The sequence below is a fragment of the Planococcus sp. FY231025 genome (assembly GCF_052078085.1).
In the GTDB taxonomy this organism is placed as follows: domain Bacteria; phylum Bacillota; class Bacilli; order Bacillales_A; family Planococcaceae; genus Planococcus.
Genome location: NZ_JBQJJG010000007.1, coordinates 198,187 through 212,975 on the forward strand (window position 1 = coordinate 198,187; position 14,789 = coordinate 212,975).

A 14,789-nucleotide genomic window follows, 5' to 3' on the forward strand; every position below is an offset into this window, starting at 1 on the left:
ATGAAACAGAAACTTTATATCGGCGGAGAATGGAAAGAAACTGAAGAATATTCCGAGTTGTTTTCGCCGTATTCAAAAGACAAGATTGGCGACATTCCGAAAGCTGAACAAAAAGATGTTGAATCAGCAGTTGAAGCGGCCGCGGCCGCCGCTGAAGAAATGGAAGGCCTGACGGCGTTTGCCCGTGCAGCCATTCTGGAACAGCTGGTTTCTCTATTCACTGAACGTAAGGAAGAGGCAGCCCGCATTATTGCCTTGGAATCGGCAAAGCCACTGAAATATGCATTGGCAGAGATCGAACGCACAATCGAAACTTATAAATTTGCAGCGGAAGAAGCCAAGCGATTATCCGGAGAGATGATTCCGATGGATGCAGCAAAAGGCGGCGCTAATCGATTAGCCTATACCTTGCGTGAACCGCTCGGCGTAGTGGCAGCCATAACGCCATTTAATTTTCCGCAGAATTTGGTTGCCCACAAAGTAGGGCCGGCTATTGCGGCAGGCAACACGGTAGTTCTAAAACCGGCTTCCCAGACGCCATTATCCGCATTTTTCCTGGCGGAGCTCTTGGATCAGACTGATCTGCCGAAAGGCGCTTTCAACTTGGTGACCGGCAGTGGACGGACGGTTGGCGATGTATTGGTCGAAAGCGAAAAAGTGAAAATGGTCACCTTTACCGGCAGCCCGGCTGTTGGCAAAGGCATACGCGATAAGGCAGGCTTGAAGAAAGTGGCGCTGGAATTGGGCTCGAACGCCGGGCTGATTGTCGATGAAGGCGTGGACATCGATGCAGTCGTTGAAAAGGCGATTACTGGGGCATTTTCAAACCAAGGGCAAGTGTGCATTTCGCTGCAGCGGATATATATTATGGAAAGTTTGATGAAAGAGTTTCTTACGCGCTTCCAAGCGGCGGCAGGCAAACTCATCATTGGCGATCCGTTAGATCAGCAGACAGATATTTCAGCCATGATTTCCACACAAGAACAGGAGCGAGCCGTCAGTTGGGTACAGGAAGCTGTAGCGGCTGGCGCAACATTGATAGCGGGAGGCGAAGTCACAGACGGTGTTTTCCAGCCAACGATCCTTTCCAACGTGGCTTCTGACGCAAAAGTTTCTTGCCAGGAAGTGTTTGCGCCTGTCGTCATTGTCAATCCAATCCAATCGGTTGAACAAGGGATTCAAGAAATCAACAACTCAGATTTTGGCCTGCAGGCAGGCATCTTCACGAATGATATCAAGACTGCCTTTACAGCATCTAGACGCCTGCAAGTCGGCGGCGTGCTGATCAACGACATTCCGACTTTCCGTGTGGATCAAATGCCGTATGGCGGCGTCAAAGAAAGCGGCAATGGCAAGGAAGGGTTAAAATACGCAATTGAGGAAATGACCGAAATGAAATTGGTCATTTGGAATCAATCCTAGAATTCCTAGCAGGGAAGAAAAACAAAAAGGAGTGGATGGAGTGTCGAGTAAAATTACTTTTATGCCTATCAGTTATACAGGATGGAATTCATTGGAGCATTTGGTGGAGGAAGCCAAGCGTTTGAATGCCAGCAACATTCTCATTGTCACAGATCCTTTTCTGGAAGATCTGGGCATGACCCGGAAAATCATAGAACCGCTCGAAGCCGAGGGGTGGACAACAAGTGTTTACACAGAAGTCGTGCCGGAACCTCCACTGGCGGTCGGTGAAAAATTAGTGGCTTACACAAGAGAGCATAAATTCGACTTGGTGATCGGCCTGGGTGGAGGAAGTGCACTTGACTTGGCTAAATTAGCCGGAGTGCTGGCCACACATGAAGGCAAGGTAGCTGATTATTTGAATTTGACAGGCAGCCGTTCGCTGACCCATAAAGGCATCCCGAAAATCCTGATTCCAACGACCTCCGGAACCGGCTCTGAAGTCACCAATATTTCGGTATTGTCACTGGAATCGACGAAAGATGTCGTAACTCATGATTTTCTTTTGCCGGACGTGGCAATCGTCGATCCGGCACTGACAACATCACTGCCGCCGAAAGTGACCGCTGCAACCGGCATCGATGCGTTGACCCATGCCATCGAAGCCTACGTTTCAAAAAACGCCAATCCTGTAACGGATGGACTTGCTTTGCAGGCGATCCGCTTAATGAGCGGTTCAATCCGAACGGCTGTGGCGGACGGAGAAAACAAAGAAGCGCGCACGAATATGAGCTATGGCAGTTACCTGGCAGGATTGGCTTTCTTTAATGCCGGGGTAGCCGGTGTACACGCGCTGGCCTATCCGCTAGGCGGCCAATTCCATATTTCACATGGCGAATCGAACGCTGTTCTTTTGCCGTACGTGATGGGCTATATCCGCCAAAGCTGTGAAAAGAGAATGAAGGATATTCTTGAAGCCATGGGCTTTAGCTCCACACAGTTATCACAAGAAGAGGCTTCGTATAAATGTGTGGAGCAATTAACGAACCTGGTCGCCGATGTGAACATCCCAGTGTCATTGAAGGGCTTTGGCATCCAGGAAGAAGCGTTGGACAGTTTGGCGGACGATGCAGTCAAACAGAAGCGGATTCTGGCGAGAAGCCCGATGCCTTTGCTAAGAGAAGATATATATGCCATTTATCATGCCGCTTATACAGGAAAAGTGGTTGAAAAAGAGACGGTTTGAAATTAAACTGTATTACTTGAATGAAGAAAAAATAAAGCCGCTGCTTCCGGTGAATCAACATTCCGGAACGGCGGTTTTTTTAATGTCCCTAATGTAAAGTTTAATTTGAAAATAATGTATATTAAGAAATCCTTTCGTGCTATTATAATTGAAGCGAAAAGCAAGGAAGGAAGATACGATGAACGCTTCAAAGATTCAATCTGAAAGAGAAATGCTTTATTTTGTACTCAGCGCAATTGCCAGTGTCCTGGTTTACATCCTGGCGGCTTTGTCGATTTTCGGCATCGCCATTGTGCTGATCGTTTTTGCCTTGATGCTTTACATGAATGCCATGATGATGGGCTCGATTCGCGGTAACGGCGTGCGCATCCATGAGCGGCAATTCGGCGATGTCTATAGCCGCGTCCAGGCATTGTCCAAGGAAATGGGGCTGAAGAAAGTGCCCGACGTTTTCGTGATCCAATCCGAAGGCGCATTGAATGCGTTTGCGACCCGCTTCTGGGGACGCGACATGGTCGTCCTTTATTCGGAAGTGTTCGAATTGGCACGTGAACAGGGACAGGATGAGTTGGACTTTATCATCGCCCACGAATTGGCGCATATCAAACGCCGCCACGTCTGGAAAAACCTTTTCATCATTCCGGCAGGGTTTATTCCATTCTTGGCACAGGCCTACAGCCGTTCGTGCGAATATACATGCGACCGGCATGCGGTGTACACCATCGGAAACGCGGCAGCGGCCAAACGTGCGCTGACGCTGCTCGGCATCGGCAAGAAGATGTACCTGGAAGTGAACGAGGAAGCCTACCGTGAACAGATCGAAACAGAGTCGAACGGCATCGTCTGGTTCAGCGAAGTGCTCTCAACGCACCCGCACCTGCCAAAGCGCATCCAGTCGATTGAAGAGTTTGCAGGCGGCGAAAGCTACCTCTACAAACCGAACACCGGCAAGATCGCCGTTGGTGCAGGAATTTTAGCGGCCGTATTTTTCGGCGTCTACATCGGCAGCATCGCGCTGTTTACAGGCGGCGGGCTTGTCTATTCGCAGCTCCTTCCGAATGCTTTTTCAGAAGAATCCTTTTTAGCGGTTGAAGGCGAGACGCCGTTGATGAGCGCCGCTTTTAATGGCGAGATGGGCGGGGTTGAAGAAGCTCTTGCGGATGGGGAAGACCTCCATGCCAAAGACGTGGATGGAGCGGACGCGCTCATGTACGCAGTCGAAGGCGGGGAAGCGGCGATTGCTGAACGGCTGATCGAAGCCGGGGCGGAAGTCAATACAAGCGATGATTATTCGACCGCGCTTGAAACGGCTGTCCTGTATGAAGATTATGAAATGGCCCGCTTGCTTGTTGAAAACGGAGCAGATCCGCTCTTTATGAGCCCGGCCGGATCCACGGCCATCGAAGCGATGGGCGTGAACGACGAAGCGGAGTTCATGGCGGCGTTGAACGAATAATATCCGGCATCCATCGCCGGTCCATAAAGAGGGGACGGCAGCCAACAGCGCTGCCGTTTTTTTGTTGGGGAAAAGGGCAGGTTCTTGTCGATATGTTGAACGCGGATGTTGAACCTGTTCCGTTAACTGTCTATTCATGTCCGCGCATAAACCATCGTGTCAACCTTGATTTTAGCCCGTCAAGATGCATGATTATCGAAGCCGGCTAGTAGTTATGACAAATGCTGAAAAACCGGAAGGCTTCAAGCGGTCCAGAAGGGCCGAAGATTCCGCCGGAGTGCGGATGGACTTGGGGTTTGCCGGTAAATAAAGCTTGCTTTCCGTCCTCCGCATCCCCTATAATTTGTTCTATTGTGCCAGAGACATAAAGGTCCGAGCGGAACGTGCCGGCCTTTTTTTGATGGATTTTTCCTGGCGAATAGTATACGGAAGAACGGAGAATTTACATGGATAAACTTTACAGCGCATTGATCATTTTCGCGGGATCGGTGCTGCTTGGATTTGCATTCAATATGCTGCTATTGCCGCATGAAATCTTATCAGGGGGCATTACGGGGATTGCGATGATCTTCAGTTTGATGGTGCCGGTCAACGCAGGGATCTGGCTGATCGTCTTGAACATCCCGATTTTGATCTTGGGCTGGATGAAGCTCGGCAAGATGTTCATCCTCAATAGCATCTATTCGGTAGCAGTGACTTCAATCTCGATGCTTTACATCCCGGTCATGAAGCTGACAGAGGACGCTTTATTGTCTTCAGTATTCGGCGGCGTGCTCGTCGGTGTCGGCGTCGGCTTCATCATCCGCTTTTTCGGCTCGACGGGCGGCTTTGACGTCGTCGGCCTGCTGTTGACGATGAAGCGCGACATTCCGCTCGGCTTTTTGGTGTTCGGCCTCAACAGCCTTGTCGTTTTCGTTTCAGGCTTCATCTTTTCATGGGAGCTTGCGATGTACACGATGGCATCGATCTACATCACCGGACTGGTCGTCGACCGGATCCACACGCGCCACATCAAGCTGAGCTTGATGGTGGTCACGAACAAAGGCGATGCCGTCAAAAAGCAATTGATCGAGAACCTGTACCGCGGCATCACTGTGACAGACGGCGAAGGCGCGTATTCAGGCAATAAAGTCAAAGTGCTCTACAGCGTCATTTCCCGCTACGAGCTTGCATACGTCCGGCCGCTCATCAAAGCGGTCGACCCGAACGCATTTGTCAGCATCAGCGAGACGATGGAAGTCATGGGCAATTTCCGCAAAGACGATAATTTCCGGAAAATCCCTGGCGTCTATACGGCGTATGATAACGTGCCAAGCAGATCGGAATAACGCCATATGAAGCAACAAATAAACCCTTCTCATTTTCCAGTTTGAGAAGGGTTTATTCGGTGGATAAATATTGTCTGAATAATCAAACTAAAGTATGTTCATTTCTGCTCTTTAGGTATATGATGGAGATAAAAGGAGGAGGAGTAATAATGGAACCGACCTTTGGGCTTGTACCGATGCTCGTCCTTTCCGCCATTGTTGTTGTGCTCATCATGGCCTACTTCTACCTGCACCACTGGGCAAAGTGAATAGCGCGACGGAGAGAGCCGCCATGTGCGGCTTTTTTGTATTCCGGTATTTCTTCAACGTACAAAAAATCTACTGAAACAAAAATGCCCTTGCTCCATATGGAGGCAAGGGCATTTCGATATGCATGGCCTTTTCTTTAGATCGCTTACGATGTCCTGCAAGAAGCCGGAATTATTTTTGTGGAAGGGATGAAATGTATTCTTTCACGACTTCATATACGTAATCCTGGTTGGCTGCTGCTGTATCCGGATTGTAAGCGCCATTGTTCGTCTTGTTGTTCGACAAGACCCGGATGCCGAGGAACGGGATATCATAAGCTTCAGAAATTTGAGCTGCGGAAGCGGTTTCCATCTCTTCGACTGATGTACCGTACTTTTCGTGGAACCAATTGATCCGGTCCACTTCGTTGTTCCAAACATCAGCAGAACCGATAGTGCCCTCGACAACCTTGCCTTTCGTATACGTGTCTTTCACGGTGTGTGCAGCAGCCAGCAACTCAACATCCCCTTCGTAGTAGCGGATGTTTTCAGCATTAGGATCTTCTCCTGCACTGCCTTCTGATGCCATCAGGTCCATAGGCTTCCATTGGGTCGGTTCAATTCCTTCGCCTTCTTTCAAATCGCCCGTTTTCAAGGCTCCTACGCTAACAGAGCGTTTGCCAAGGACAATATCGAAGACATCCAATTCGGGGTCATGGCCGCCTGAAGTCCCTTGGTTGATGATTGCGGCAGGATTGTATTTTTCAATCGCCATTGCAGTAGCCGCGGCAGTGTTGGCCATGCCTTTCCCCGTCTTCGAAACAATTACCGGATACCCTTCCACTGTTCCAATATAAAATTCATATGTAGAACCCGAAGTTTCCACTTCCACATTTTCCAGGCGTTCTGCAAACTTCTCCGCTTCAATAGGCATCGGCCCTTGGATCAGAATCGGACGCTGTGGTTGTTCTTTCGCTTCAGTTTCAGCAGCCGAACTGCATCCTGCAAGGCTCAATAGGATAGCCAGAAGCAGGGATAAAAGATGAAAAGCTTTTAGATTTTTCAAGATGTGTTCCTCCTAGTTGTCGCTTTTCCCGTTGCCTAACCAATAAAAAAAGGCCGAATACGGAAGAATATGCTCCGCCTTTCGGACCCGCCAAGTCGAAACCAGTTGCCGCAATTTTCCAAGGTAAATCGGATGTGACGGCAGCTGTTGCTCCAACTCGTAGTCCAGTCCGTTTTTGGGGACTTGGTAGAAACGCCCGGACCATATTACCAGGCATATACGAGAATGATTAAGCTTGTTTTTGACACTTCGCAACTATAGCAACCCGAAACTTTGCCGTCAACCCCGAAAGCGAACAATTAGATATAAAATACCATATATAGTTCGTGTATTAGAATAAATGCCTATGTATACTTGCTTAAAACTCTTTTGGAATCGCCTTTTAGGGCTTTCTGTTTGGTGCGTGGATGCAGATCGGAAATGAAGAAGACAGCGCGCCAGGAATCTCCCGGCACGCTGTCTTCTGTTTTCATTGCCCATGCAGAAATGGAACGTCTTTGTAGAGTTCTCGTGTACCTGACGGAAGAGCGGTGAGTCCAAGAAGCGCTTCAACCACCTGCTTTCTCGTCTCGAAGTCGAACGGTTCACCGCATGGCCGCCCCATTTTAAAAGGGACCTGCAGCGTCCGCGGAACGCCGGCTTTGTCGGTCACTTCCGAGAATAGCGTCACCATGGCGGTTGTGATGCCGGATGCTTCTAAAGCCCGGGCATACAGCCCGAGTACGTTGTGGCAGGATCCTCAGCCGGGCACAAGCAGCGCGACATCGATTTCCTCGCGGCGCAGAAGTTCCACCACTTTCGGAATCCACTCGCGTTCCACTTCCGCCGTATCGAGGATGCCGCCGTTCAGTCCGATGTGGATAGGGGAGACGGATCCGATCATTCCGTCGGCTGCCAATTCCTTCAGCTGGGGAAGCGGAAAGACGATTGTGGGATCCCTTTTGGCATGCTTGGTGTCGATGAAAAGATGGGTCACCGTCAATTGGTCTTCCTGCGCATCCGCCGGGATGATCCGGAATGTAGGGTCTCCGGCAGGATTATCCACATCGAATGGAGAATCCGTTACGAGATGAATGCCCGCGGTCGACAGAAGGGCAACTTTGCATTCGCTCAGCGGCTTGTTCAAGCGTGCTTCCGGCATGCCGGTGTAGTCATGCATGTGGCTCATCGTGAACTTCTTATAAGCTTCCGGGAAATTGCCGGAAAAAGTCCGCGACAGCTTCGACTTGATCTTTGTCTTCAGTTTCATGGCTCGCTTTGCCTCCCTTTCCTCTAGCTTTCTGTAAAATTCGACAGCGTACAGAAAACTCCTGTCTGTTTCCAGTGGGAGATGGGTTAATAATTGGGCAAGGGCCAGCTTTGATTGACGCGCTTTCCTATGGTTAAAGCCGCGGGTTAAAGGGTATTTCGGATTTAAGAGGCTGCCCGGCAACCGAAAAAATAATGCAAACAAAAAGGAGAATGATGATGGAAATTCTAAAACGGTTCAGAGACATTATGGCAAGCAATATTAACGCGATGCTGGATGAAGCGGAAGATCCGGAAAAAATGATCGATCAGTATCTCCGTGATTTGAACAGCGACCTCGGAAAAGTGAAGTCGGAAACGGCCGCGATCATGGCAGCCGAGAAGCGGGAGCGCCGGGAGCTGGATGAGCTAAAGCGGGAGATGGACGATATGCAGCGCTATGCGGTGAAGGCGCTCGAAGCGAACAACGAAGACGATGCCCGCAAATTTTTGCAGCGCAAAGCGGAGCTCGCCGAAAAGGAGAAAACGATGCAGACGGCGGTCGAAATCGCCGCAGCCAACACCACGCAAATGCGCCAGATGCACGACAAGCTCGAGTCGGATATCGGGGAACTCGAATCGCGCCGTGCGGAATTGAAAGGCAAGGCTTCGGTCGCCAAAACACAGAAGCGCATGAATGATATGGGTTCATCGATCAACAGTTCCGGCGAACGCATTTCGGCCTTCGACAAGATGGAAGAGAAGATCAACCAGGAGTTGGACGAAGCGATGGCGATGACAGAACTGAACAAAAGTTCCGGTACGGACATCAAGGACCTGACGAAAAAATACAGCAGCGACGCAGCAGTGGATGCTGAACTGGATTCGTTGAAATCGGGCATCAATGTGGATGATGAACTGGAGTCGCTGAAAAGCCAGCTGAACAAAGGCGAATAATGGCCGGGAGCAGAGATGACGGAACCCTGCAGAAAGGGAGGAAGATGGAATGATCGTTCAATACAAATGCCCGAACTGCGGGTCGGACATGGCGTTCGATGCCGAGTCAGGCCATCTGTCCTGCCCGAACTGCGGCAGGCAGGACGAGATCGAATCGTTTCCGGAGGAGAACATCCTGCGGAAGCTCGATCCCGAGGAAGCGAAGGAATACCATTGCGAAAACTGCGGCGCGGTGATTGTCACCGAATCGGAGACGACCGCGACGCACTGCAGTTTCTGCGGTGCGCCGGTTGTGCTCGCTGACCGGCTCACCGGCGACCTTGCCCCTGCGAAAGTGATCCCATTTACCATTAGCAGGGAAGAAGCCGAGGCCGCGTTCCGAAAATGGACGAAAAACGGGCGGCTCACGCCAACGGGCTTTATGAGCGGCAACCGGATCAAGAAGATGACCGGGATGTACGTGCCGTTTTGGCTTTACGACATTGACGGCACCGCGGATGTGGCGGCGATCGCAACTAGGGTGCGTTCTTACACGACCGGCGATACCATTTACACGGAGACCGACTTCTACGACGTTTACCGGGAAATCGACCTCAGCTACCTGAAAGTGCCAGCAGATGCATCGGAAAAGATGGACGATGAGTTGATGGACAAACTCGAACCTTACGACTACACAGAACTGAAAGACTTCCGGATGCCTTATTTGGCCGGATACCTCGCGGAGAAATACGATTTCGATGACGAGTCGCTTTTCTCGCGCGTGGAATCGAAGATCGTCCCTTATATCGATTCCTATATCGGCACAACGATTTCGGGCTATTCGACCGTCAGCTATAAGAACAAGCAGATCCATACGAATAAAAGCCGGGTCTACTATACGCTGTTTCCAGTTTGGATGGTTTATTACGATTTTGAGAACAAGGAACATACCTTTGCGATGAATGGCCAGACCGGCAAAGTGGTCGGCAAGCCGCCGATCAGCGGCATGAAAGTGTTCGCGTGGTTCGCAGTCATTGCTGGGGCCACGTTTGCCGTGCTTAAAGGCATCGCTTATGCCATGGGAGGTGTCCTATGGTGAAGAGTTTTAATCAGAAACTGCCAGTGTTGCTGCTGGCGCTGCTGCTGTTTTTATTGGCCGGCGCAGGTGCCGCGTTTGCGGTTGCAGATCAGCACATCTACGACAATGCGGGGCTCTTAAGCGAGCCGGAAGCGGCTGAGCTTGAAGCATACGCTGCGGAACAAAGCCGGGTGCACGGCACGGATTTTATTTTTTTGACGACAGACAGCACGGACGGAAAACCGATTGAGACATATATGGGTGACTTTTTCGACATCTGGGCAGTTGAAAACAACCAGGAAAACGCCTTGCTGCTGACGGTCGACATGGGCAATCGGCAAATCTTCCTGTCCGGTTTCGGAACGGCGGAAGATCGCCTTGACGACGGGCGGATCGACATGGTGCTCGACCGCATCGTACCGTATATGCAGGCCGGGGATTACGGCGCTGCGTTCCGGGAAACCGTTGCGACATCGAACCGCTATATGGAGTACCGGCCGGGCGTCAACCCGGAAAGCATCTTCCTGAAAACCTGGTTCCAGGCAGCAGTCGCTTTGCTGCTTGGCGGAATCGTGGTCGGCACGATGCTTTATAACTCGGGTGGACGCATCACGACTTCGTCCCGCACGTATATGGACAGCGACCACACGCGGGTAAGAAGCAGCGAAGACCGCTTCCGCAACAAGACCGTGACGCGGAGCAAGATTCCGCAGAACAAAGGCGGCGGCGGCGGCGGTTTCGGCGGCGGCGGCATGACTGGCGGCGGCCGTTCCTACAGCGGTGGCGGGCGCGGTTTCTAGTAGTAGAGACAAGAGGGCTTTTGGGGCTTTCTCTTTAGTTTTGGGATACGGTGAAGTAATGATCAGCAGTAGACGATATTCCGCAAAACAGCTGCGCTTGCCTGCGGGCGAGCGCCAAGCCTCCTCAGCCGCGTTGAAGACCTTGTGCTCCTGCAACGCTTCGCTAGCTTCGTCGCAAAGACTTAGCCTCGCAAGCTTCGGCTAATGTCTTGCTTGCGGGGTCTCGGCTGTTTCGTCGCTACGCTGCCCCGCAGGCGTCTCCGCTGTTTTGCTTCATATCTTGGATAGCACTGCTAAATAAGCCAGGTATCAACTTTTAAAGAACTGTACTAGCGCCGGCGCGTCCACGGGCTAGGCGAAGCAATGAGACGAGTGGTTTTCTCGGCTCATTGTGGGAGCCATGCCCAAAGCGCCAAAGCGGCATATAAATATGATCTTCATTAATTCACCGTATCCCGATACAGTGCCTACCCGCTTGAAACGCTTCGGTTTTGTCCGCTAGGGCAAAGAGTGTTAAGTGATTAAAGGAAGGAATGAATAGTATGGGCTTTTTCGGCAATCAATTTTCGGATGTAGTGGAATGGGAAGAATTCAGGGATGATATGATTTTCTGGAAATGGCATAACAACGAAGTGAAAAAAGGAAGCCGGCTGATCATCCGTCCCGGACAAGACGCCATCTTCCTCAATAACGGCAAGATCGAAGGGATTTTCGAAGACGAAGGCGAGTACGACATCGAATCTGAAATCGTGCCGTTCCTATCGACTTTGAAAGGGTTCCGATTCGGCTTCAACAGCGGCATGCGCGTGGAAGTACTTTTTGTGAACACGAAAGAATTCACCGTCCGCTGGGGCACGCAAAACCCGATCAATATCCCCGCTCCGCAGCTGCCGGGCGGCATGCCGATCCGGGCGAACGGCACGTTCCAGTTTAAGGTCAACGACTATGTCGGGCTGATCGACAAAATCGCAGGCGTCCGGGACAGCTATCTTGTGGAAGACGTGAAGATCCGCATTACTGCCATCCTCGACCAGCTCTTGATGCGCTGGATTACCAAAGAAGGCAAGGACATGTTCAACCTGCAGGCAAATGCCAGCGAAATCGGGGCAGGCATCCAAGACGACCTTAATATGGAGCTCATGGATGACGGTATGAAAGTCACCGGCTTCCAGGTCATGAGCTTCAATTACCCGAAAGAAATCCAGGACATGATCAATAAAACCGCTTCCCACGGCATGGTTGGCGACGTTTCGAAATACCAGCAGATTTCGGTCGCAGACGCCATGGCAGCGGGCAAGGGTTCCGGCACCGCTTCGGACATGGCTGGCATGATGATGGGCATGAACATCGCGAAGGAAATGATGGAGAATCAGAAAGCGGATTCAGGCGGCGGGCAAAGCGCCGGAAGCCAAAATGCGCAATCCGGAGGCGAAGAGAAAGCGATTCCGAACTTCTGCCCGAACTGCGGCCAAAAAATCGAAGGCACGAAGTTCTGTCCGAATTGCGGCCAAAAACTGGTTTAATGAATAAAAAATGAAGGCGAAGCGAATTGGAATTTCTCCATACCAGTTCGCAAGCATTTACGAAATTTTTCAGACAAAAGCGTCATCTGGATCCATTCCAGATGGCGTTTTTGGTTGGCTTTTTCAAACAAAGCTACCCTTTTAAGGACAGAGGATAGATGGATTGCGAAGTTCTTTCCAGCGCTTGCCGCAGGTAAAGGAGCCAAGTGGCAATTCAACCGCGTTTAGTGGCAATTCAATGTGTTTTAGTGGGAACTCAACGAGTTTTAGTGGCAACTCGGAAGCGCCAAGTGGAAATTCAGCTATTTCAATTCCCCATGCTACTTTTTTCGGCGAGTAATTGCGTCTGCACCTGGCACGCAAACAATTTATTTTGAAAAATACAGAAAATTTTCCTCCGATATATTGCATACCAGGAATTTATGTGATAAATTTAACAGAATAATTTGAAGTTTAAACTTCAAAAAAGAAAATAAAGACGTCATAACTTCAAAAGAGGACAGAATAATGGACTTAAAACAATTGATCCACAGCCAATTCGATGATTTATCAAAAAGCCAGAAGAAAGTGGCGACGCATATCCTGGATTTTCCGAGGCAAGTGGCGCTGAGTTCGGCACAGGAAATAGGCGAAGCGATCGGCGTAAGTGAAACAACGGTGATCCGTTTTTGCTACAGCCTCAAGTTTTCAGGCTACACCGAGCTGCAAAAAGCTATTCGGGAGCAGCTGCTGTCGCCGGAAAGCAGTTTGTCGGCCTACCAGCAGGCGAAAGTGGAGCTGCAGCAGCAACCGCATTTTTTTGCCCAGGTTATGGAACAGGACCGTGCGGCCATTGCCGAGACGGCGAAAGGGATCGAGGAAGCAGATTACGACTTGGCAGTCGAACGTCTGTCTCAAGCCCGAAAGGTCCATGTGCTCGGTTTGCGTTCATCGTTCGCCGCAGCGAACTGGCTGAGCTATACGCTTGGCCTGGTCCGGAGCGAGGTCCAATTGATCCGGCCGGAAACCGAAGACGTCATCCAGACCTTGAGCGAGATGGACAGCGGGTCGGTGCTGATCGTGATTTCGTTTCACCGCTACCTGAAAGAAACTGTGAAGATTGCGGAACTGGCAAAAGAACAGGGCTGCTTTGTCATCGGCATCAGCGATTCGCAGCTGGCCCCGATTCATGCAGCGAGCGATGTGCTCTTTCCGATTTACTCGCCCAACAAGTCAACGCTTGATGCCACAGCGACATTGTTTTCATTCATGAACGCGCTGGCAGCGGGTTTGGTGCTCAAAGAAAAAGAGGCATTCGGGCAGCGGCAGGAAAAATACCGGGCGCTCGACAGCGATTTTTTATTCATAGAAGGGGCGGGGAAATGATGAAAGCATTGGTACAGGAAATAAAACCGGTCGTGGAAGAGGTGTTCGAGCATTTGCATGCCAATCCCGAAATCAGCTGGCAGGAGGTTGAGACGACCCGCTATCTGAAGGAGTTTCTCGAAGCAGAAGGTGTGGAAGTGGAAACTTTCGGTGATTCGACGGGCCTCGTGGCAACAGTCGGAAGCGGCAGCCCGTGCGTCGGCCTCCGCACCGATATCGATGCGCTGTGGCAGGAAGTGGACGGCGAGTACAAGGCGAACCATTCCTGCGGCCACGATGCGCATATGGCATTGGCCGTCGGCACCTTGCTCGTCCTGAAAAAACTGGGGGTTCCGGAACAGGGGCGGCTGAAAGTGATTTTCCAGCCGGCAGAAGAAAAAGGGACCGGCGCCTTGTCGTTTGTGAAAAGGGGCATTGTCGATGACGTCGATTATTTATACGGCGTCCACTTGCGGCCGATTCAGGAAATCGGGACAGGTTATGCAGCACCTGGGATCATGCACGGCTCGGCAAAAATGCTCCGCGGCAGGATCAACGGGACCGATGCACACGGCGCACGGCCCCACCAAGGGCAGAATGCCATTGAAGTGATGGCGCAGCTCGTGCAGGCGATCCGTTCAATCCACATCGATCCGGTGGTGCCGCATTCAGCGAAGATGACGATGTTCCAGGCAGGCGGCGAGTCGGCCAATATCATTCCGGGCACGGCAACGTTCAGCTTGGACCTAAGAGCACAGACGAACGGCACGATGGAAGAATTGTTTGAAAGTGTGAAGCACGCGATTGATTCGGTTGCGGCTCTGGCAGGCGTCAAAATCACCACTGAGACGGCTGCGGAAATCGCTGCTGCGGAAGTGGATGAAACAGCCGTGGAACTCATGGCGCGTGCGATTGCGGACACGTTGGGAGAGGAAGCCCTCGTCCCGCCGATTGTCACACCGGGCGGCGAGGATTTCCACTTTTATACACTCGAGCGGCCGTCGGTCAAAGCGACGATGCTCGGCCTCGGATGCGATCTTTCGCCAGGGCTCCATCATCCGGCCATGACGTTCGACCGGGACAGCCTCATTCCCGGTATTGAAATCCTTGCCCGGACGGTGCAGGGGACATTCGAAAGATTGGCGCAAGGAGAGTGA

13 protein-coding genes and 1 riboswitch are annotated in these 14,789 nt (G+C 51.2%); of the genes, 10 read left to right on the forward strand and 3 right to left on the reverse strand.

Going from position 1 to position 14,789, the window contains the following annotated elements:
- The 4 genes from ACTL32_RS10795 (at window position 1) to ACTL32_RS10810 (ending at window position 5,431) form a co-directional block, all read left to right on the forward strand.
- Window positions 1-1,422, forward strand: coding sequence for an aldehyde dehydrogenase family protein (locus ACTL32_RS10795; protein ID WP_441341484.1), 1,422 nt, complete (start codon window positions 1-3; stop codon window positions 1,420-1,422).
- A 61-nt stretch (window positions 1,423-1,483) separates the two neighbouring features.
- Complete coding sequence (locus tag ACTL32_RS10800; protein WP_441341662.1) at window positions 1,484-2,647, forward strand: iron-containing alcohol dehydrogenase; 1,164 nt, start codon at window positions 1,484-1,486, stop codon at window positions 2,645-2,647.
- A gap of 178 nt (window positions 2,648-2,825) precedes the next feature.
- A complete protein-coding gene (locus ACTL32_RS10805; RefSeq protein WP_441341485.1) occupies window positions 2,826-4,103 on the forward strand; it encodes a M48 family metallopeptidase in 1,278 nt (425 codons plus the stop codon).
- A 446-nt stretch (window positions 4,104-4,549) separates the two neighbouring features.
- Window positions 4,550-5,431: a YitT family protein gene (locus tag ACTL32_RS10810; protein WP_441341486.1), complete on the forward strand. Its 882-nt coding sequence runs from the start codon at window positions 4,550-4,552 to the stop codon at window positions 5,429-5,431.
- 420 nt (window positions 5,432-5,851) lie between these two features.
- Here the strand turns inward: ACTL32_RS10810 and ACTL32_RS10815 are convergent, their stop codons facing one another.
- From ACTL32_RS10815 to ACTL32_RS10825, 3 genes are all read right to left on the reverse strand, one after another.
- On the reverse strand, window positions 5,852-6,727 hold the full coding sequence (locus ACTL32_RS10815; protein ID WP_441341663.1) for a 5'-methylthioadenosine/S-adenosylhomocysteine nucleosidase: 876 nt from the start codon (window positions 6,725-6,727) through the stop codon (window positions 5,852-5,854).
- 137 nt (window positions 6,728-6,864) lie between these two features.
- A riboswitch (purine riboswitch) is annotated at window positions 6,865-6,967 on the reverse strand.
- Window positions 6,968-7,193: 226 nt separating this feature from the next.
- A complete protein-coding gene (locus ACTL32_RS10820; RefSeq protein WP_441341487.1) occupies window positions 7,194-7,397 on the reverse strand; it encodes a hypothetical protein in 204 nt (67 codons plus the stop codon).
- A gap of 66 nt (window positions 7,398-7,463) precedes the next feature.
- Window positions 7,464-7,973, reverse strand: a complete 510-nt coding sequence (locus ACTL32_RS10825; protein WP_441341488.1) for a glycine/sarcosine/betaine reductase selenoprotein B family protein — start codon at window positions 7,971-7,973, stop codon at window positions 7,464-7,466.
- 218 nt (window positions 7,974-8,191) lie between these two features.
- On the opposite strand from ACTL32_RS10825, the gene ACTL32_RS10830 reads away from it, so the two are divergent.
- From ACTL32_RS10830 to ACTL32_RS10855, 6 genes are all read left to right on the forward strand, one after another.
- The gene (locus ACTL32_RS10830; protein WP_441341489.1) at window positions 8,192-8,908 is read left to right on the forward strand and encodes a PspA/IM30 family protein; all 717 of its coding nucleotides are present in this window, start codon (window positions 8,192-8,194) and stop codon (window positions 8,906-8,908) included.
- Between the two features lie 49 nt (window positions 8,909-8,957).
- A complete protein-coding gene (locus ACTL32_RS10835; protein ID WP_441341490.1) occupies window positions 8,958-9,986 on the forward strand; it encodes a TFIIB-type zinc ribbon-containing protein in 1,029 nt (342 codons plus the stop codon).
- Window positions 9,980-10,765 (forward strand): TPM domain-containing protein, encoded by a 786-nt coding sequence (locus tag ACTL32_RS10840; protein ID WP_441341491.1) that lies wholly within the window; start codon window positions 9,980-9,982, stop codon window positions 10,763-10,765. Before ACTL32_RS10835 ends, ACTL32_RS10840 begins: the two co-directional genes overlap by 7 nt.
- A 542-nt stretch (window positions 10,766-11,307) precedes the next feature.
- Complete coding sequence (locus tag ACTL32_RS10845) at window positions 11,308-12,288, forward strand: SPFH domain-containing protein (RefSeq protein ID WP_441341664.1); 981 nt, start codon at window positions 11,308-11,310, stop codon at window positions 12,286-12,288.
- A 507-nt stretch (window positions 12,289-12,795) separates the two neighbouring features.
- The gene (locus tag ACTL32_RS10850) at window positions 12,796-13,653 is read left to right on the forward strand and encodes a MurR/RpiR family transcriptional regulator (protein WP_441341492.1); all 858 of its coding nucleotides are present in this window, start codon (window positions 12,796-12,798) and stop codon (window positions 13,651-13,653) included.
- Complete coding sequence (locus tag ACTL32_RS10855) at window positions 13,653-14,789, forward strand: M20 peptidase aminoacylase family protein (protein ID WP_441341665.1); 1,137 nt, start codon at window positions 13,653-13,655, stop codon at window positions 14,787-14,789. The genes ACTL32_RS10850 and ACTL32_RS10855 overlap by 1 nt, the downstream gene beginning before the upstream one ends.